Consider the following 18,271-nt stretch of genomic DNA (forward strand, 5'->3'; position numbering starts at 1 on the left):
GAGCAGGCTCGGCAAACCGGTGGCCTGGGCGGGGATGATCGGCAGCAGCGCCATCAGGCAGACGAGGAAAAAACACGGCAGGGCAAAAAGACGAGCGAACACTAGGCGGTCAACCTTGAAAGGAGCAGATCGACCGAGTGTACGAGCCCGCCAAAATCAATGCGAGCCGGGGGGGGGAGGGATTTATTCGTTGAGTTTGGCGAGGATCTTGAAAACCACGGTGGCGAGGATGGTCAGCATCCCGATCCACATCGCGAACACGCCGGCATTCTTGTCACGGAAATTGAAGCCGACGGCCAGCAGGATCATCCCGCCCAGAATCGGGATCAGCATGGCGTGGAATGCAGACATAGAGATCATGAGCGACTGCCTTGTCGAAAGGGGTATTTAAAGTCTAGGTGGCTTTTGGGTGGCCGGTGGTGATGTGTGTAGGAGCTGCCGAAGGCTGCGATCTTTTGATCCTGTTTTTAAAGCAGAATCAAAAGATCGCAGCCTTCGGCAGCTCCTACGGGGTTATGGCAGCTCTTGGCAGGCGTAAAACGCGCTGAGCACTTTCACCAGGTGCGCCAGATCATGGCTGCCGCACAGCTCGCGGATCGAGTGCATGGCGAACGTCGGCAGGCCAATGTCCACGGTGCGCACGCCCAGATGGCTGGCGGTGATCGGGCCGATGGTCGAGCCGCAGCCCATGTCGCTGCGCACCACGAAGCTTTGCACCGGCACTTCTTCGGCCATGCACAGATGGCGGAAGAACCCGGCGGTTTCGCTGTTGGTGGCGTAACGCTGGTTGCTGTTGACCTTGATCACCGGGCCTGCGTTGAGTTTCGGGCCGTGGTTGGCGTCGTGCTTGTCAGCGTAGTTGGGGTGCACGCCGTGGGCGTTGTCGGCCGAGACCAGCAGGGATTTCTGAATGGTGCGTACGAATTCGTCACCTTCAGGCAGCAGACGACGCAGGGTCTGCTCAAGCATCGGGCCGTCGGCGCCGCACGCGGAGCAGGAGCCGACTTCTTCGTGGTCATTGCAGACCAGCACACAGGTTTCGTCGGTTTCAGCCGTCAGCAAAGCCTGCAGTCCGGCGTAGCACGACAGCAGATTGTCCAGGCGCGCGCCGGCGATGAAGTCGCCATGCAGGCCGATGATCGCCGCGCTTTGGGTGTCGTAGAAGCTCAGCTCGTAATCGAGCACCACATCGGCGTTCAGGCCATGTTCCAGCGCCAGCTGGTTGGTGAGCACGGCACGGAAGTCCACACGCTCATCACCGGCAAACTGCGCAAGGATCGGCGGCAGTTCAGTCTGGGCGTTGATCGCCCAGCCCATGTTGGCTTCACGATTGAGGTGAATGGCCAGGTTCGGAATGATCGCAATCGGTGCCTTGAAGTCGATCAACTGGCTCTCGACCTTGCCGTCGCGGCGGAAGGTCACGCGGCCGGCCAGCGACAAGTCGCGGTCGAACCAGGGCGCCAGCAGCGCGCCGCCGTAGACTTCGACACCCAGTTGCCAGAAACCCTGGCGTTGCAGTTCCGGCTGGGGCTTGACCCGCAGGCAGGGGCTGTCGGTGTGGGCACCGACCAGGCGAATGCCGCCGTGCAGCGGTGAATGACGGCCCATTTTGATTGCGACGATCGAAGAGTCGTTGCGGGTGACGTAGTAACGGCCGTTGGCTTCGGTGGTCCAGGGCTCGCGTTCATCGAGACGCTGATAACCCGCCGCTTCCAGGCGCTGAACAAGGCTGGCAGTGGCATGAAACGGGGTAGGGGAGGCCTTGAGGAAATCGATCAGGCCTTGGTTCAACTCTTCGCGCATAAGTAGCTCCAGACAGCAATGGCGCCAGTTTAACGTATTGGTCGGAGAATTGGCGGTGGGCTGCTGATGTGGAAGATCCCTTGTGGGAGCGAGCCTGTGTGGCGAGGGAGCTTGCTCCCGCTCGGCTGCGAAGCAGTCGCAAAGCTTTTGGGGCCGCTTCGCGATCCAGCGGGAGCAAGCTCCCTCGCCACACAGGCTCGTTCCCACATATTGACCGTGTGATTGCGCCTAGAACGGTGCAGGGCACTCGAAACGCAGGCGTTCGCCGGTCTGAGGATGAGTGAAGCTGAGCATGCTTGCGTGCAGGCACAGCCGTGGCCAAGCGGCCAGCGCCTGCTCATGGGCATAAAGACCGTCGCCCAGTAGCGGATGGCCGATGGAGAGCATGTGCACGCGCAACTGATGGGAGCGGCCGGTGATCGGCGTCAGTTCCACCCGGCACCAGTCGCCGCAACGTTCGAGTACGCGCCAGAACGTCAGGGCGTTTTTGCCGAACTCGTGGTCCACCACATGGCGCGGCTTGGTCGGCGGATCGTAGCGCAAGGGCAGATCGATGCTGCCGCTGTCCAGCTCCGGTTGACCCCAGCAGAGTGCGGTGTAGGCCTTTTCGGTTTCGCGGTCGTGAAATTGCCGAGACAATTCGCGATGGGTGTCCGGGTCGCGGGCCAGCAGAATGATGCCGGACGTTTCCCAGTCCAGGCGATGGACGATGCGTGCTTCCGGGTAGCCGTTTTCTTGCAGGCGGGTGATCAGGCAATCCTTGTTGTCATCGGCCCGGCCAGGGACGGAAAGCAACAGGGTCGGTTTATTCACCACCAGTACGGCGGCGTCCTGATGGATGATGCGGATGTTGGACAGCGGCATTAAAACAGCCTCGTAACAAACGCCAACGGCGGCTCAGGCCCCCAATGTCCAATGTAGGAGCTGCCGCAGGCTGCGATCTTTTGATTTTGCTTTAAAAACAAGATCAAAAGATCGCAGCCTGCGGCAGCTCCTACAAAGGCTCGAAGGGCCTGAGCCGCCGTGGCTCCAGCCAGATCGACTCAGCGATCTGGTAGGGTGATATTGAGTTCCAGAATCGAGCAGCTACCCTGGTTTTCCAGGGCGACGTGCACGTCATCGGACCCGATATTGACGTACTTGCGGATCACCTCGACCAATTCCTTCTGCAAGGCGGGCAGGTAGTCCGGCGTACTGCGTTGGCCGCGTTCATGCGCCACGATGATCTGTAGACGCTCTTTCGCTACCGAGGCGGTACTTGGCTTCTTGTTAGCACGAAAGAAGTCAAAAATATTCATTACCGGCCTCCAAACAGACGCTCAAAGAATCCTTTCTTCGTCACATCGAGAAACCGATGTTCCACGGTTTTGCCCAGCAGGCGATCGACGGCATCGCTATACGCCTGGCCGGCGTCGCTCTGGTCGTCGAGGATCACCGGCACGCCGGAGTTGGATGCCTTGAGTACCGCTTGGGACTCAGGGATCACACCCAGCAGGGTCACGGCGAGAATTTCCTTGACGTCTTCGACGCCGAGCATTTCGCCGTCACTGACGCGTTGCGGGTTGTAGCGGGTCAGCAGCAAGTGTTCCTTGATCGGCTCTTCGCCGTTTTCAGCGCGCCGCGATTTGCTGGCCAGCAGGCCCAGCATGCGGTCCGAGTCACGAACCGAGGACACTTCCGGGTTGGTCACGACGACTGCTTCATCGGCGAAGTACATGGCCAGGTGAGCACCTTTCTCGATGCCGGCCGGGGAGTCGCAGACCACGAATTCGAAGTCTTCCTTCAACGCCATCAGGACTTTTTCCACGCCTTCGACGGTCAGCGCGTCTTTGTCGCGGGTCTGACTGGCGGCCAGTACGTAGAGGTTTTCCAGGCGTTTGTCTTTGATCAGGGCCTGTTGCAGGTTGGCTTCGCCGTTGACCACGTTGACGAAGTCATACACGACGCGACGCTCGCAACCCATGATCAGGTCGAGGTTACGCAAACCGACGTCGAAGTCGACGATAACTGTTTTGTGACCGCGCAGTGCGAGGCCGGTACCGATAGCAGCACTGGTGGTGGTCTTACCCACACCACCCTTGCCGGATGTAACCACTAGAATCTTGGCCAAGGTGTTTCACCCCTAAGGAAAAAGGACATTTAGCCCCTGAAAAACATCTCTGAAAAAAACGACTGCAGTCGGACAGCCTTGGCTGGAATCCGGCCCTGAACCGCGTTTACCCCCGGTAAACACTGTTTTTGGCCTTTTTCCTACTTCGTTTGAGCCGTTTTCGCTACGTTTTAGAGATGCTTGGAAAATGCGGCAGTATCCGTTAAAGCCGAATGATGTTCAACACATCGCCCGACAGGCTGACCTGTACGCCTGCGCCCCATAAAGGGTCGCGCCGCAGATCTTCCGAAACCTTATAGTGACCTGCGATGGAGACTAGCTCAGCGCTCATTTGCTGACAGAAAATTCTGGCTTTCGTGTCGCCTTTGACCCCAGCCAATACACGGCCGCGCATCGGGCCGTATACATGGATGTTACCGTCGGCGAGAAGTTCCGCCCCCGGGCTGACCGACGAGATCACGACGAGGTCGCAACCCTGCGCATAAATCTGCTGGCCGCCGCGAACGGGCGAAGTGATGATTTTCGTCGGTTTGATCGTCGGTGCCGGCGGTTTTTCCGGTTTCTTCGCCACGACGCCCTCAAGCGGGTCCAGCGGCCGCTCGCGGGCGCCGGACGGCGGCAGCACCGGCAAGTCGACCGCGATGGCGGCGGCGATGTCTTCGATGCGGCTGGCGCGGATCGCCAGGGTGCGCAGGCCGTGCTGGCGACAGACGCGCATCAGGCCTGGCAGATCGACCGCGCCTTCGCTGGCCGGAAGCTTGTCCAGCGCCAGTACCAGCGGCGCGTTGCTGAAGAAGCCAGGCGCCTGGGCAACTTTGGCGGCCAGTTGCCGATCGAGGCTCTCGAGGTCGTTGCGGGCCAGCTCCAGCACCGTAATGGCGAGCATGCTGCCCTTCAACTGGAACACGGGATCTTGGTCTAGCGGGTCGGTTTGGCTCATGGTCGGCATACAACGGCTTGTCACTAAAAGTGTCGAGACTTATAACGAGAACGCTCGCCAGCCGCAAGCCGGGTCGAACGATGTAGAATGCGCGGCCATTGTCTTTCCGGAACCTTTAATGGATCGCCCGCGTTTTCAAAAAGCATTTCTGATGCCGCGTTTCTGGCCGCTGTGGTGTGGCTTGGGGCTGTTGTGGCTGATCGTTCAATTGCCATACCCGGCGTTGCTGTTTATCGGCCGCGGCCTCGGTGCATTGATGTATCGCGCGGCGGGCGACCGACGGCGCATCGCCAAGCGCAACCTGGAACTGTGCTTCCCGGAAAAATCCTCCGCCGAGCGCAAACGCCTGCTCAAGGAAAACTTTGCCTCCACCGGCATCGCTTTCTTTGAAATGGCCATGAGCTGGTGGTGGTCCCGGGAGCGTCTGGCGAAACTGGCCCACGTCGAAGGGCTGGAGCATCTGAAGAAAGCCCAGCACGACGGCAAAGGGGTGATTCTGATGGCCGTGCATTTCACCACGCTGGAAATCGGCGCGGCGTTGCTTGGTCAACAACACACCATCGACGGCATGTACCGCGAGCACAAGAACCCGCTGTTCGATTACATCCAGCGCAATGGCCGCGAGCGGCATAACCTCGACTCGCTGGCCGTGGAGCGCGAAGACGTGCGCGGCATGCTCAAGTTGCTACGGGCCGGCCGGGCGATCTGGTACGCACCGGATCAGGACTATGGCGCCAAGCAAAGCATCTTCGTGCCGCTGTTCGGGATTCAGGCTGCGACTGTGACCGCGACCAGCAAGTTTGCGCGGCTGGGCAAGGCGCTGGTGGTGCCGTTCACCCAGGAGCGTCTGGCGGACGGCAGCGGCTATCGACTGGTGATCCATGCGCCGCTCGAGGGTTTCCCCGGGGAGACCGAAGAGGCCGATTGCCTGCGGATCAATCAATGGATCGAAGGCGTCCTACGCGACTGCCCGGAGCAATACCTCTGGGCCCATCGCCGCTTCAAGAGCCGTCCGCCGGGCGAACCCAAGCTGTACGCAAAACGCGGTTGAATCACGATCCCCTGTAGGAGCGAGCTCGCTCGCGAAAAACTTGAGACCACTGCGGGGTGTCAGGCTGCAAACGTCATCGTTGACGACCTTCGCGAGCGAGCTCGCTCCTACAAGGGAAGAGGTAGGGCGATGAAATCCCATCAAGCACCATGGAGCGTTGCGCATGAGTCCAGGCGAACCGGTTACAGGGTTGATTCTTTCCGGCGGCGGGGCTCGGGCGGCCTATCAGGTCGGCGTTCTGGCGGCGATTGCCGAACTGTTGCCGGAGGGCGCCAGCAATCCGTTCCCGGTGATCGTCGGCACCTCGGCCGGGGCGATCAACGCGGTCAGCCTCGCCAGCGGGGCGATGGATTTCCGTGGTGCGATCGAGCGTCTGACCGCCTTTTGGCAGGGTTTCCGTAGTCATCTGGTGTTACGCAGCGATTGGCCGGGCGTGATCCGTCAGGCCAGCCGGTTTGTCAGCCACAGTTTGCTCGGCATCGGCGCTCAGGTGCCGGTAGCCTTGCTCAACAGTTCGCCGCTGCGCGGGTTGCTCAACGACAAACTGCACATGACCGGCATCGCCGAAGCCATCGCGCAGAAGCAATTGCAGGCCATCGCGGTCACCGCGTTCGGCTATGAATCCGGTCAGGCCGTGACGTTCTACCAGGGCGGTAAAACCATCGACGCGTGGTTGCGTCATCGACGCATCGGCGTTCCCACACAGTTGACCGTCGAGCACTTGCTCGCCAGCTCCGCCATTCCACTGCTGTTTGCGCCGGTCAAAATCGGTGAAGAGTATTTCGGCGATGGCGCGGTACGCCAATCGGCACCGATCAGCCCGGCCCTGCACTTGGGCGCTAGCCGCGTGCTGGTGGTGGGCGTCAGCGGCAACCCGCGCGGGGTTGACCCGGAGCAACCGTTGCAACGCGCCTACACCGGCCAGCAACCGACGCTCGCGCAGATCGGCGGGCACATGCTCAACAGTACGTTCATTGACAGCCTGGAAAGCGACATCGAGTTGCTGCAACGGCTCAATCAGTTCAGCCATCTGATGCCCGACGGCACACCGACCCGTGCGCTCGGTGTCGCGCCGGTGGAGGTGCTGGTGATTTCGCCGAGCCAGCCGATCGATGAAATAGCTGCACGTCACCGTCAGGAGTTGCCGGCGGCGTTGCGTCTGTTTCTGCGGGGGCCGGGGGCGACCAAGACCAGTGGGGCGGGGGTGTTGAGTTATCTGCTGTTCGAGGCGGGGTATTGCAGCGAGTTGATTGATCTGGGGCGGCGGGATGCGTTGGCCAAGCGCGGGGAGTTGTGTCGTTTTCTCGGGTTGGCGGAGCCGGTGATTCCGGCTTGAGATTGGCGGTGCGGCCTTCGCGAGCAAGCCCGCTCCCACAGGTTTTGTGTCGTCCGCCAAGTAAGTGAACGATACAGAACCTGTGGGAGCGGGCTTGCCCCGGGCGGCGTTCCGACGAAGGCGTCCTCACAGACGCCGCTGGATCAGAAGTGGAACTTCACCAGGAAGCTCGTAGTGCTCTGATCAGTCTTGAAGTACTGGCTGTCTTGAATCCCGTACTTGTCCGACCAATAGTCGTACTCCACACCTACATACAACTGCTTCTCACCCAGGCTCAGTGCTTTACCCAAGTCGTATTTAACCTGTGGGTTGAAGTGCAGGTTGGCGTGGTAGTCGCCTTTGGAGTTGGAGTCGTTGTCGACCACCCAGTCAATGAAACCATCGATCAGGATGCTCGAATCGCCGACCGGGATGGTGTAGGACCAGGCCGGGGTGATTTGCCAGACGTTGTCGCCCGCACGGCTGCCTTCAGTGTGACGCTGGTAGAAGTTCAGCTGGAAGTAGTCGAAGCCAGGGATGGCAAGGTCGAAACCCGGACCGATCAGGTAGGACTCGGTATCGCCTTCACCGAACTCGTAGGTCATCGCCAGCAGGACGTCTTTGACCGGGCCGAACCCGATCTTCTGGTCGAGGACTTTGCCCAGGGAAATACGAGGGCTGAACTCACCGTAATAGGTGTTCGGGCCGGCGTTGAAGTCCTTGTCGCCGTTGTAGAAGATCTTGTCGACGAAGAAGAAGTTGTCCCCATATTTCCAGCCATCGGCGTGTTCGAACGTCACGGTCTGCTGAATGCGCGGGTTGACCTGGAAGTCCTTGCCATACAGGTAGGACAGGCTGTTGTTCTGCCACTGCAGCAAGTCGCCGGCCATTGCCTGGCCCCCGGCCAGCAAGGATCCCGCCAGCATCAGGCTAGTGCACGTACGTTTCATTCGGTTGCTCCAAAAAAGTAGGTGTTTCACGTTGTTTTTTTAAGGTCGGCGCTCTGGTGTGGCGCCTTTTTTCTGTAGCGGTAAAAATCATCCAATCGGTCAGCTTCATTGCTGTTAGCAAGAGCTGCGCCAAGGCTTTCGAAAAACCAAAAAACTCCCGTTCGGCGGCTCAAGAACCGTCGAATGAGAGGGGGGTTGGAATGCCTTGATACCGTCCAGAGCCGGGATAAGTTGGCTTTCTGGTCAGGAATTAAATCCGGGCTTTTTTTTAAAGCGGATTCAGGCGGCCGCGGAGAATACTGACTCTTTGGCCAGGTCTCAAGTGCCCCGCAACAGCGCACCGACGATAGGTTTGGGGCACGGTTGCGGGGCATGTTAGAAGTGCACCTTCACCAGCAGGCTCGCGGTGTTTTGATTGGTGTCCAGGTTCGAGCTGTTTTCGACCCCGTACTTGTTCTTCCAGTAGCTGTATTCGGTGCCGATGTAGAACTGTTTCTGACTCCAGCCCAAGGCTTTGCCGAGGTCATATTTGATTTGCGGATTGATGTGCAGGTTGGCGTGGTAAGTGCCGCGCGAGTTCTGATCGTTGTCCATTACCCAGTCCAGATAACCGTCGATCAACAGGTCCGAGTTGCCCAGGGGAATGCTGTAGGACCAGGCGGGTGTGATCTGCCAGGCACCATCGCCGGGGCGCGGGCCTTCGGTCTGGCGGCGATAGAAGTTCAACGTGAAATAGTTGAAGCCCGGCACTGCGAGGTCGAAACCGGGGCCGATCAGATAGGCCTCGCTGTCGCCTTCGCCATACTCGTAAGTCATGGCCAGCAGCACGTCCTTGATCGGGCCGTATTCGAACCGGCGGTCGAGGATCTTGCCGAAGGAGAGGCGGGGGCTGAACTCGCCGTAGAAAGCGTGCGGGCCTTTGTTGCGGTCTTCCTGGCCGTTGTAGAAGATCTTGTCGACGAACAGGAAGTTGTCGCCATACTTCCATTTGTCGGCGTGCTCGAACGTCACCGTCTGCTGGATCGACGGGTTGATCGCGAAATTCTTGCCGTACAAATAGCTCAGGCTGTTGGTCTGCCACAGCAATAAATCGCCGGCCATGGCTTGGCTGGCGGCCAGGAGACCACCGCCCAACAGCATGTTTGTCTGTGTCCGAATCATCTGTTGCTCCCTCTTGTTTTTATTGTTCAAGGCGCACGCAGCCACCAACCCTGTAGGAGCGAGCTTGCTCGCGATGGTCGCTAACGATGACGCGTGTCTTCTGGGTAAACACGGTGCTCTGGAGTCCATCGCGAGCAAGCTCGCTCCTACAGGGTTTTGTGTCGTTGCCTGTTAGTGGGGGTGGGCGGGGCAGTTGTTGATCGCCGCGCGTTCGCGGCCGCCGAGGATGTTGAACAGCAGGTTCAGCGCCAAGGCGCTCAACGTCGCCATGGCAATTCCACTGTGGGTGATCGGACTCATCCACAGTGGCAAGTGCGCAAAAAACTCCGGACGCACCACCGGAATCAACCCCATGCCGATGCTCACCGCTACCAGCAACTGGTTGCGACGGTCACCAATGTCGGCTTCCTGAAGAATCTTGATCCCGGTGGCGGCGACCATGCCGAACATCGCAATCGCGGCGCCGCCAAGCACGGCGGGGGGAATCGAAGCCACCAGGAACGCGGCTTTTGGCAGCAGGCTCAATACGATCAGCAACCCGCCGGCGACGATGGTTACCGAGCGGCAGCGCACGCCGGTCATCTGCACCAGGCCGATGTTCTGCGCGAAAGAAGAGTGAGTGAAGGTGTTGAAGAAACCGGCGAAAAACGAAGCACCGGCATCGCACAACAAGCCGCGACGCAGCATCCGCGGGCAGACTTCCTGACCGGTGATCTTGCCCAGTGCGAGGAACATCCCGGTGGACTCGACGAAGATGATCACCACCACCAGGCACATCGAAAGAATCGGTGCGAGTTCAAACTTCGGCATGCCGAAGTGCAGCGGGGTGACGATCTGCAGCCAGGGCGCCTGAGCCATGCCGCTGAGGTCGACCATGCCGATCAGCCCGCAGATCACGTAGCCCAGACACATGCCGATCAGCACGGAAATGTTGACCCAGAAGCCGCGCATGAAGCGATGGACCAGCAGGATGGTGGCCAGCACCAGCGCGGCGATGGCCAGGTAAATCGGTGAACCGAATTGAGCGGCGCCGGCACCGCCGCCCGCCCAATTCACGGCCACGGGGAACAGCGACAAACCGATCGAGGTGATGACCGTGCCAGTCACCAGAGGCGGGAAGAAGCGCACGACTTTGGACATGAACGGCGCAATGAGCATGCCGAAGAACCCGGCGGCGATGGTCGCGCCGAAGATGCCCTGCAGACCGATGCCGGACATGCCGGCCATGGCGACCATGCTGCCGACGGCAGCGAAACTGGCGCCCATCATGACCGGCATGCGGATGCCCATCGGGCCGATGCCCAGCGATTGCACGAGGGTGGCGATGCCGGCGACCAGCAGGTCGGCGTTGATCAGGAAGGCGATTTCTTCACGACTCAGGCCAGCGGCCTGTCCGATGATCAGCGGCACCGCGATGGCTCCGCCGTACATCAGCAAAACATGTTGCAGACCGACCAGGATCAGTTGCAAAAGGGGCAAACGCTGAATGGCGGGTGCGTCGGGGATGCGCGCTTCGGATAGCTCGGACATGCAACACCTCGGATCTTTTTTATTCTTGTGATTTTGTGCATCAGGGGAGACCTGTGGCGAGGGAGCTTGCTCCCGCTGGACTGCGCAGCAGTCCCCTTTCTTTTTCACAGGAAATGGGGCCGCTTCGCGACCCAGCGGGAGCAAGCTCCCTCGCCACAAAAGCCCGCTTGTCACAGGCTTTTGTGTTGCTTAGTTGGTCGGGGCTCCCTGCACAATCCACGCGCCGATCAGGTCGCGTTCCTGCTGGGTCATCTGGGTGATGTTGCCCAGTGGCATGATCTGGCTGGTGACGGCTTGAGCCTGGATGCGCGCCGCGTTCTGGCGGATCTGCTCGGGAGTGTCGAACATCACGCCGGCCGGTGCCGAGCTGAACAGCGGGCTGGTCGGTTTGGCCGAGTGGCAAACCGAGCAACGTTCCTGGATCACGCTGTGCACCTTGTCGAAACTCGGGCCGGCGTTTGCAGCCTGGACCGGTGCTTCAGCAGGCTTCGCGGCGGCAGGTTTGGCGCCGCCACCGAGGGCCGTTTCCGGCAACGGCTGGTACTCGATGGTGCCAGGCGCCTTGGCCACTTCAGGTGCGCTCGGCATTTGTGCCGGGCCAGTCACGTAAGCCAGGCAGATCATGCCCACTGCTGCGACGGGCAGGGTCCAGGCAAACTTGTGGCTGTCGTGACGGGTGTTGAAGTAGTGACGCACCAACACCGCCAGCACCGCGATCCCGGCCAGGATCAGCCAGTTGTACTGACTGCCGTAGGTGCTGGGGAAGTGGTTGCTGATCATGATGAACAGCACCGGCAAGGTGAAGTAGTTGTTGTGACGCGAACGCAGCAAGCCTTTGGCCGGCAGCGCCGGATCCGGCGTGCGGTTCTCGGCAATCGCCGCCACCAGTGCGCGCTGCGCCGGCATGATGATGCGGAACACGTTGCCGACCATGATGGTGCCGATGATCGCGCCGACGTGCAGGTACGCGCCACGACCGCTGAACACTTTGCTGAAGCCGTACGCGGCGCCGATGATCAGCACGAACAGAATGAAGCCGAGCAAGGCAGGGCGTTTGCCCAAGGCCGAGTCGCAGAGGAAGGAGTAGACGAACCAGCCGACGAACAACGAGGCAATGCCCAGGGCAACACCTTCAGGGCCGGTCAGGCTGCTGCCCGGTGCCAGCAGGTACAGCGTCGGGTTGGAGTAGAACACCACACACAGCAGCGCGATCCCCGACATCCAGGTGAAGTAGGCTTCCCATTTGAACCAGTGCAGGTTGTCCGGCATGGTCGGTGGGGCCAGTTTGTATTTTTCCAGGTGGTAGATACCGCCGCCGTGGATCGCCCACAGATCGCCGGCCAGACCGCTTTTCGGGTTGACCCGATTGAGGTTGTTTTCCAGCCAGACGAAATAGAACGACGCACCGATCCAGGCCACGCCAGTAATCATGTGAACCCAGCGCACGCTCAGGTTCAGCCATTCCAACAGATGTGCTTCCACAGTCTTTACCTCTCGCCTGTCACTCTGTTGTCGAGTGATCAGACCTTCTCTTATTGGTGGGGGGCGAGGATCAAACGCTCATCCTCTTTGAAAAAATGCTCATCGCAGTTATTGCCTGTGCCACTGCGATCAACCACCAGGAAGTCATCCCGCTTTTCGATCGTCAGCACCGGATGGTGCCAAACGCCGCGATGGTAATTGATGCCCTGCCTGCCGTTGGTGACGAAGGCGCGGACCAAGCCTGATACAGGTTCATCGCCAAGTGGCGCGACCACGATCAGAAAGGGGTTGCCGAGCAGCGGAATGAAAGCCTGGCTGCCCAGCGGGTGACGCTCCAGCATGCAGACGGTCAGCGGCATGTCCTGCGCATCGGCGCGGAAAATGCTGATGATCGCGTTGTCCTCTGGCGTGGCGGTTTGCACCGTCGCCAGTTTGTGGAAGCGCATGGTTGAACCGTTGTTGATCATGAAGTGATCGCTGCCGTCGGTTTCGATCACGTCACCGAAAGGGGCGAAGGCTTCTTTGGTCAGCGGTTCAATCGTCAGTGTGCGCATGCTGGTCTTCTTACCTTGAATTCTGTGTTGTTAGTTCTGCTTTTTGTGGCGAGGGAGCTTGCTCCCGCTGGACTGCGTAGCAGTCCCATTTTGAGGGCCGCTTCGCGACCCAGCGGGAGCAAGCTCCCTCGCCACAGGTTCAGCGCTTATTTAGCGACCTTGCCCAATACACGCAGGCGGCTCACACCGCCATCCGGGAACACGTTCAGGCGGATGTGGGTGATCGGGCCCAGTGCCTTGATCTGCTCGGCAAAGGTGTGTTCGGCGTGCATTTCCAGTTTCTGCGCTGGCAGCAATTCGCGCCAGAACAGCGATTGGGTTTCGATCTGGCTGTCGGTGCCGCCCTTGACGAACGCGCCCTGGATCGAGCAGGTGTCCGGGTAGTTGCCCTTGAAGTGCAAGGTGTCGACGATGACTTTCTCGATCTCGCCGGCATGACCCAGTGCGACGATCACCCAGTCATTGCCCGGCGTGCGACGACGTGCGGTTTCCCAGCCGTCGCCCATGTTGATGCCACGGCCCGGGTTGAGGATGTTGCTCATGCGGCCGAAGTGTTCGTCGGAACAGGCGAGGGCGCGGCCACCGTTCAGGGCTGCGGCCAGGTCAACCTGCTCGTTGTCGCCGACAGTGGACCAGTCGCGGAACGGAATACCGTAGACACGCAGACGGGCCACGCCACCATCCGGGTAGATGTTGAAGCGCAGGTGGCTGAAGGCCTGATCATTATTGATTTCGTGGTAGTGGTGGCTGTTGCCTTGCAGCTCGACGGCCGACAGCACTTCAGTCCACTGGGTGTTGTCGTCCGGTTCGCCCGAGGCCAGGAAGCAGGCTTCCAGCGAAGCCGACGGCGGGAAGTTGCCGGTGAAGAATGAAGTGTCGATGTCTACGCCTTTGATCGAGCCCGGTACGCCCAGACGGATCACGGCGCTGTCGTAGCCTTCGAAGCGCTTGCGGCGCGATTCCCAGCCGTCCATCCACTTGCCGTTGTCATCGAACACGCCCTCCTTCCATACGGCCGGGGTCGGCTGGAACAGGCGGTTGGCGTCTGCGAACCAGTCATCGGTGACCGAGATGATTTTGGTGCCCAGGCGGGCGTCGGCCAGGTTGACGAACTTCTCGAAAGGTACGGCGTAAGCTTTCATTCTTCTTGTCTGCCTTTAATTAGTTGGCTTGGGATGCTTGCAGTGCCCTTGGGTTCTTTCGCGTTCTGAACACCCGGGCTTTTTACAAGGGCTGCTCGCTATAGGGTCAGTAATCGGAACAGGGCGATCTTGTTGATCTCCGCCAGCGCGCATTTGAATTCGGTATCTGCCGGGTTGTGAATGCGCGTTTCGAACGCCGCGAGGATCTGATGCCGGTTGCTGCCTTTTACCGCCATGATGAAGGGAAACTTGAACTTGGCCTTGTAGGCGTCGTTCAGCTCGGTGAAGCGCTGGAACTCTTCGGCCGTGCATTGGTGAATACCGGCGCCAGCCTGTTCGTTGGTGCTGGCTTCGGTCAGTTCGCCCTGGACGGCGGCTTTGCCGGCCAGGTCCGGGTGAGCGTTGATCAGTTCAAGCTGGCTTGCATGATCGGCGCTCAACAGGATGTCGCTCATGCGCTGGTGCAGGGTTTCGATCTCGTCGATCGACGCGTCCTGGCCCAGGTCGAAGGCCTTCTCGGCCACCCATGGCGAATGTTCGTAGATGTCGGCGAAAGCGGCGACGAACGCGTCGCGGCTCAGGCTCGAGGGCTTCAGGGTTTGAAAGGTGCTCATTGGGCAGCCCCTTGGTACGGGTGGGTTGCGTGCCAGTGGCGAGCGATGTCGACGCGACGGCTGAACCACACCTGTTCATGACTTTTAGCGTATTCGATAAAGCGTTTGAGCGAGGCCAGGCGCGCCGGACGGCCGATCAGCCGGCAGTGCAGGCCGATCGACAGCATCTTCGGTGCTTCGGCGCCTTCGGCGTACAGCACATCGAACGCGTCTTTCAGGTACTCGAAGAAATCGTCGCCCTTGTTGAAACCCTGGACCTGGGTGAAGCGCATGTCGTTGGTGTCCAGGGTGTACGGGATCACCAAATGCGGCTTGCCGGTCGGGTTGTTCGGTTCCCAGTAGGGCAGGTCGTCGTCGTAGGTGTCGCTGTCGTAGAGGAAACCGCCTTCTTCCATCACCAGGCGACGGGTGTTCGGACCGGTGCGGCCGGTGTACCAGCCCAGTGGGCGTTCACCGGTGATTTCGGTGAGGACGCGGATCGCTTCGAGCATGTGCTCGCGTTCCTGCGCTTCGTCCATGTACTGATAGTCGATCCAGCGGTAGCCGTGGCTGCAGATCTCGTGACCGGCCTCGACCATCGCGCGGATCACATCCGGGTGACGCTGGGCGGCCATGGCCACGGCGAAGATGGTCAGCGGAATGTCGAATTCCTTGAACAGCTTCAGAACCCGCCAGACGCCGGCGCGGCTGCCATACTCGTAAAGGGATTCCATACTCATGTTGCGCGCGCCTTGCAGCGGCTGCGCCGAGACCATTTCCGAAAGGAAGGCTTCGGATTCTTTATCGCCGTGCAGGATATTGCGTTCGCCGCCTTCTTCGTAATTGAGCACGAAGGACAGGGCGATGCGGGCGTTGCCCGGCCAGTGTGGGTGAGGAGGGTTACTGCCGTAACCGATCAGGTCGCGTGGGTAGTCAGCGCTCACTGCAGTCTTCCTTCTTATTCGTTGACAGATTGTGTGGCGTGCCTGGAAGTGGGAAGACAGGCTGGCGTCACAGCGATGGGCTGATTGTATACAACTTTATATCCAATTTGTAAGCCTGAATTTTCGCATTTTTCATCAGTTGTCATCTTCAGATGATAGTGCAAGAAACCTGCCTGATTGGTCAGCTAATAGATGGAAGGTCCATTGATCATATGGTTTAACGGCAGAGTCACTGCAAATCCCCGGTTGGCGGGGGCAGCATAAAAAATGTCGTTTTTATTGTGTACAATTTTTTTGAAAAGTGTCTTAATCAGTCGCTCGCCGCAGCGTTTCGTGCTCCGAATCGGTGCGGTCTCCTTTTCAACTGACTTCGGGAGGCGCGAGGCCTGACTGCTCCACGCAGGCAGGCGCGCAGAATCAATGGGACGTTTGACTACACACGTTTTGGACGCTGCACACGGTTGCCCGGGCAGCTCGATCAAGGTCGAGTTGTACCGCGTTGAAGGCTCGCAACTGGAATGGGTCGCCAGCGCGATAACCAACAGCGACGGCCGTGTCGATGCACCGCTGCTGCAGGGTGATGACTACCGTTCCGGGGTCTATCAGGTTCAGTTTCATGCGGGCGATTACTACCGCGCCCGTGGCGTTCAGCTGCCTACGCCTGCGTTCCTGGATGTGGTGGTGCTGCGGTTTGGTATCTCTGCGGAACAGGATCACTACCATGTGCCGTTGCTGATTTCGCCTTATAGCTATTCCACGTACCGCGGCAGCTGATCCCCCAAGCAGCTGCCTCCTCCGAGAAGCGACTGCGCATATAGCTTCTTTGGTCTTTCGCCCGCTCACACTGCGGGCTTTTTTATGGGCATACGACCTGTATCAGCGCTCCCTGAGGATAAAGACAAAGTCCCCGTCGGCTCCTGTTGTTTTCAGGCCTCCGAGCAACCACACCACATTCCCTTGTGCGTCTGCTTGCTGCAGTGCGGACAGTGCATCCCGACCGATGGCATTTTCCAGGTTGGGGGCCGAAAGCTCTGAGCCAGGCGTCCAGCTTGGTTTTATGTTATCGCCTTGCAGTTTGCCAAGTTTCATAAAGTAGATTTTTTCGTGAAATTCGCGTTTGAATACTAGTTTCGGGAGGCGATGATCCTCCCCCAAAGGGAAGACGTCGTAGCCATTACCACGCAGTATGCTGCTGACCAGCAGCCGTAGTTCGCCGTCAGATGGAGTCGCTGAGAAGCGTGCCCATTCCGTCTGATAACGGCTGAGGCTGAAATCCAGTCGTTGCAACGGATCGGTGGAAGCGAGCGGTTGCACCGGGATGACTTGTCCGGCGTTGTCGGCCCGAGGGGCAACAGGCAAAAGATCCAGTGGGTTTTCGAATGCAAGATCAGGTAAGCCCGAAGCGTTTTTCCAATGGTGCAGAGTTACAGAGGTGGTATACAAGCCGTCCTGGGCGATGACCTCTGAATCTCCCGAGCGTACAAAGAGTTGCCTGGCGACAGCCGTGGATGTGACCTCCGTAAAATCATTGAAGGCGTCCGCGACAGACTGCGTCATCGGTTTATCAAACAGATAGGTTTTTGCTTGCACTTCCCATTGTTGGTGACCGTTTAAAACAGCCGGCACAGGTTGTAGCGCTGGAGTGTCCAGCAGCATGTTTTCGAAGTTTTCAAAGCGCGATGGCGCAAATTTCGGGTTTTGCAGGTAAACAATACTCGCAGGGGGATACTTGCCCTGGTGCACCACTTGATAATGCAAGTCGCCTATCTGGATCGATTCGGTGGAAGCAGGTTTTTCGACTTTTCCCCACGACGCCCATAGATAGGCATTCGGGTTGATCAGGTCACTTGGAAAAATCTGCGGCAATTCTTGCGGGGAGGAATCTGTCGAGTGGTCAAGCGGTTCAGGATCAATGCGTCGGCGTTTGCTGGGCCCCGGCCCGTCATCCAACTGATCTATCGTCGTACTCATGCGCCGCCAGGACGTTGTTCCTTCTATTTTCTCCAGCACCGGTCCGCTCGGATTGAGCTCGGTTGGAGTAGTTTCCTGCAGATGTTCATCCGCATTTCTGCGAACCATGACGATGCCTTCACCTTGAATGTCGACGAAACTTCGAGATTTGAAGCGGCGAATACCCTCATCATCGGGAGGTGGCAGCAGTCTGGTAAAAGACGGATCAAGCAGTCTTACGGTTGAGTGGGTGGCTTGGCTGGACGTGCTCGGGCCTTGTGCATCCGGGGCTGGACTTGAAACAACCCACTGTGGCTTCCCCCTTGTTTTCTTCACCATCGGGCCAGGTCTGTCTGGTGCGAAAGGAAAATGAAGTGCGTACACGCCATTTGCATTCGGTTCAATTCTGCCGATGCCCGTGTTTTTTATATCGGCGTACAGTTTATTCTCTCTGCTCATGTACAACCCGGAGTCACCGATGCGTATGAGTTGATCCAGTTGATTGCGTGGCCATGACATCAGTAGTTCAGGCGACACAGTCGGATGCACAGGCAAATCGGTAATGACGGCGACAGTTGGTTGATGAGCAATACTCCCCGGCAATGTATCCGTGGGTCGCGGTGGCGGTATTAAATTGTCATGCCTGTCGTGTATGCCATGAACGTTGGCAACGATGGTGGAACTGTTTGTGTTGTCACCTGCGGACGTTCCTCTTGATGTCGATGGAGTCTCGGGAACGCGTGTAG

Annotated in this window: 18 protein-coding genes; 3 read left to right on the plus strand and 15 right to left on the minus strand. The window is 59.0% G+C overall.

The annotated features are described in order from the left end of the window. Window positions 1-183 precede the first annotated feature (183 nt). The 6 genes from ACYZTL_RS25440 to minC all read right to left on the minus strand — a co-directional run bounded on the left by ACYZTL_RS25440 (window position 184) and on the right by minC (window position 4,853). A complete protein-coding gene (locus ACYZTL_RS25440) occupies window positions 184-360 on the minus strand; it encodes a hypothetical protein (protein ID WP_461954046.1) in 177 nt (58 codons plus the stop codon). A 153-nt stretch (window positions 361-513) separates the two neighbouring features. Beyond that, window positions 514-1,803: a M18 family aminopeptidase gene (locus tag ACYZTL_RS25445; protein ID WP_461954047.1), complete on the minus strand. Its 1,290-nt coding sequence runs from the start codon at window positions 1,801-1,803 to the stop codon at window positions 514-516. A gap of 228 nt (window positions 1,804-2,031) precedes the next feature. Beyond that, on the minus strand, window positions 2,032-2,667 hold the full coding sequence (locus tag ACYZTL_RS25450) for an RluA family pseudouridine synthase (RefSeq protein WP_461954048.1): 636 nt from the start codon (window positions 2,665-2,667) through the stop codon (window positions 2,032-2,034). A 179-nt stretch (window positions 2,668-2,846) separates the two neighbouring features. Beyond that, entirely contained in the window at window positions 2,847-3,101 is a 255-nt protein-coding gene (gene minE, locus ACYZTL_RS25455; protein ID WP_007944431.1) for a cell division topological specificity factor MinE, read from the minus strand. Next, window positions 3,101-3,913, minus strand: coding sequence for a septum site-determining protein MinD (gene minD, locus ACYZTL_RS25460; protein WP_461954049.1), 813 nt, complete (start codon window positions 3,911-3,913; stop codon window positions 3,101-3,103). Before minD ends, minE begins: the two co-directional genes overlap by 1 nt. Before the next feature lie 202 nt (window positions 3,914-4,115). Continuing rightward, window positions 4,116-4,853: a septum site-determining protein MinC gene (gene minC / locus ACYZTL_RS25465; protein ID WP_461954050.1), complete on the minus strand. Its 738-nt coding sequence runs from the start codon at window positions 4,851-4,853 to the stop codon at window positions 4,116-4,118. A 118-nt stretch (window positions 4,854-4,971) separates the two neighbouring features. Here minC and ACYZTL_RS25470 point away from each other — a divergent pair, with 118 nt between their 5' ends. Further along, a complete protein-coding gene (locus tag ACYZTL_RS25470) occupies window positions 4,972-5,904 on the plus strand; it encodes a lipid A biosynthesis lauroyl acyltransferase (protein ID WP_461954051.1) in 933 nt (310 codons plus the stop codon). Between the two features lie 163 nt (window positions 5,905-6,067). Continuing rightward, window positions 6,068-7,240 (plus strand): patatin-like phospholipase family protein, encoded by a 1,173-nt coding sequence (locus tag ACYZTL_RS25475; protein ID WP_461954052.1) that lies wholly within the window; start codon window positions 6,068-6,070, stop codon window positions 7,238-7,240. 143 nt (window positions 7,241-7,383) lie between these two features. Here the strand turns inward: ACYZTL_RS25475 and ACYZTL_RS25480 are convergent, their stop codons facing one another. The 8 genes from ACYZTL_RS25480 to puuE all read right to left on the minus strand — a co-directional run bounded on the left by ACYZTL_RS25480 (window position 7,384) and on the right by puuE (window position 15,575). After that, entirely contained in the window at window positions 7,384-8,169 is a 786-nt protein-coding gene (locus tag ACYZTL_RS25480) for an outer membrane protein OmpK (RefSeq protein ID WP_461954053.1), read from the minus strand. A 375-nt stretch (window positions 8,170-8,544) separates the two neighbouring features. Continuing rightward, on the minus strand, window positions 8,545-9,330 hold the full coding sequence (locus tag ACYZTL_RS25485) for an outer membrane protein OmpK (protein WP_461954054.1): 786 nt from the start codon (window positions 9,328-9,330) through the stop codon (window positions 8,545-8,547). A gap of 171 nt (window positions 9,331-9,501) precedes the next feature. Then, the gene (locus ACYZTL_RS25490; protein ID WP_461954055.1) at window positions 9,502-10,860 is read right to left on the minus strand and encodes a nucleobase:cation symporter-2 family protein; all 1,359 of its coding nucleotides are present in this window, start codon (window positions 10,858-10,860) and stop codon (window positions 9,502-9,504) included. A 189-nt stretch (window positions 10,861-11,049) separates the two neighbouring features. After that, window positions 11,050-12,342 (minus strand): urate hydroxylase PuuD, encoded by a 1,293-nt coding sequence (locus tag ACYZTL_RS25495; protein WP_461954056.1) that lies wholly within the window; start codon window positions 12,340-12,342, stop codon window positions 11,050-11,052. Between the two features lie 50 nt (window positions 12,343-12,392). Beyond that, window positions 12,393-12,896 carry an ureidoglycolate lyase gene (locus tag ACYZTL_RS25500; protein ID WP_109628737.1) on the minus strand — a complete coding sequence of 168 codons (504 nt, stop codon included), beginning with the start codon at window positions 12,894-12,896 and terminating at the stop codon, window positions 12,393-12,395. Window positions 12,897-13,042: 146 nt separating this feature from the next. Next, window positions 13,043-14,038 carry an allantoicase gene (gene alc, locus ACYZTL_RS25505; RefSeq protein WP_461954057.1) on the minus strand — a complete coding sequence of 332 codons (996 nt, stop codon included), beginning with the start codon at window positions 14,036-14,038 and terminating at the stop codon, window positions 13,043-13,045. 98 nt (window positions 14,039-14,136) lie between these two features. Further along, window positions 14,137-14,652 carry a 2-oxo-4-hydroxy-4-carboxy-5-ureidoimidazoline decarboxylase gene (uraD, locus tag ACYZTL_RS25510; RefSeq protein WP_461954058.1) on the minus strand — a complete coding sequence of 172 codons (516 nt, stop codon included), beginning with the start codon at window positions 14,650-14,652 and terminating at the stop codon, window positions 14,137-14,139. Next, window positions 14,649-15,575, minus strand: a complete 927-nt coding sequence (gene puuE / locus ACYZTL_RS25515; RefSeq protein ID WP_461954059.1) for an allantoinase PuuE — start codon at window positions 15,573-15,575, stop codon at window positions 14,649-14,651. Before puuE ends, uraD begins: the two co-directional genes overlap by 4 nt. Before the next feature lie 420 nt (window positions 15,576-15,995). On the opposite strand from puuE, the gene uraH reads away from it, so the two are divergent. Continuing rightward, entirely contained in the window at window positions 15,996-16,349 is a 354-nt protein-coding gene (gene uraH / locus ACYZTL_RS25520) for a hydroxyisourate hydrolase (protein WP_461954060.1), read from the plus strand. 102 nt (window positions 16,350-16,451) lie between these two features. On the opposite strand, the gene ACYZTL_RS25525 is transcribed toward uraH, so the two are convergent. Next, window positions 16,452-18,044 carry a hypothetical protein gene (locus tag ACYZTL_RS25525; protein ID WP_461954061.1) on the minus strand — a complete coding sequence of 531 codons (1,593 nt, stop codon included), beginning with the start codon at window positions 18,042-18,044 and terminating at the stop codon, window positions 16,452-16,454. Window positions 18,045-18,271 lie beyond the last annotated feature (227 nt).

The organism is Pseudomonas sp. LB3P81 (assembly GCF_054897965.1).

Excerpts from the sequence above, each read along its gene's own strand:
- ACYZTL_RS25485 (WP_461954054.1), bottom strand. The coding sequence starts at position 9,330 with ATGATTCGGACACAGACAAACATGCTGTTGGGCGGTGGTCTCCTGGCC.
- ACYZTL_RS25450 (WP_461954048.1), bottom strand. The coding sequence starts at position 2,667 with ATGCCGCTGTCCAACATCCGCATCATCCATCAGGACGCCGCCGTACTG.
- ACYZTL_RS25470 (WP_461954051.1), top strand. The coding sequence starts at position 4,972 with ATGGATCGCCCGCGTTTTCAAAAAGCATTTCTGATGCCGCGTTTCTGG.
- uraH (WP_461954060.1), top strand. The coding sequence starts at position 15,996 with ATGGGACGTTTGACTACACACGTTTTGGACGCTGCACACGGTTGCCCG.
- ACYZTL_RS25525 (WP_461954061.1), bottom strand. The coding sequence starts at position 18,044 with ATGTCATGGCCACGCAATCAACTGGATCAACTCATACGCATCGGTGAC.
- ACYZTL_RS25490 (WP_461954055.1), bottom strand. The coding sequence starts at position 10,860 with ATGTCCGAGCTATCCGAAGCGCGCATCCCCGACGCACCCGCCATTCAG.
- uraD (WP_461954058.1), bottom strand. The coding sequence starts at position 14,652 with ATGAGCACCTTTCAAACCCTGAAGCCCTCGAGCCTGAGCCGCGACGCG.
- ACYZTL_RS25475 (WP_461954052.1), top strand. The coding sequence starts at position 6,068 with ATGAGTCCAGGCGAACCGGTTACAGGGTTGATTCTTTCCGGCGGCGGG.
- ACYZTL_RS25440 (WP_461954046.1), bottom strand. The coding sequence starts at position 360 with ATGATCTCTATGTCTGCATTCCACGCCATGCTGATCCCGATTCTGGGC.
- ACYZTL_RS25445 (WP_461954047.1), bottom strand. The coding sequence starts at position 1,803 with ATGCGCGAAGAGTTGAACCAAGGCCTGATCGATTTCCTCAAGGCCTCC.
- ACYZTL_RS25500 (WP_109628737.1), bottom strand. The coding sequence starts at position 12,896 with ATGCGCACACTGACGATTGAACCGCTGACCAAAGAAGCCTTCGCCCCT.
- ACYZTL_RS25480 (WP_461954053.1), bottom strand. The coding sequence starts at position 8,169 with ATGAAACGTACGTGCACTAGCCTGATGCTGGCGGGATCCTTGCTGGCC.
- minE (WP_007944431.1), bottom strand. The coding sequence starts at position 3,101 with ATGAATATTTTTGACTTCTTTCGTGCTAACAAGAAGCCAAGTACCGCC.
- alc (WP_461954057.1), bottom strand. The coding sequence starts at position 14,038 with ATGAAAGCTTACGCCGTACCTTTCGAGAAGTTCGTCAACCTGGCCGAC.
- minC (WP_461954050.1), bottom strand. The coding sequence starts at position 4,853 with ATGAGCCAAACCGACCCGCTAGACCAAGATCCCGTGTTCCAGTTGAAG.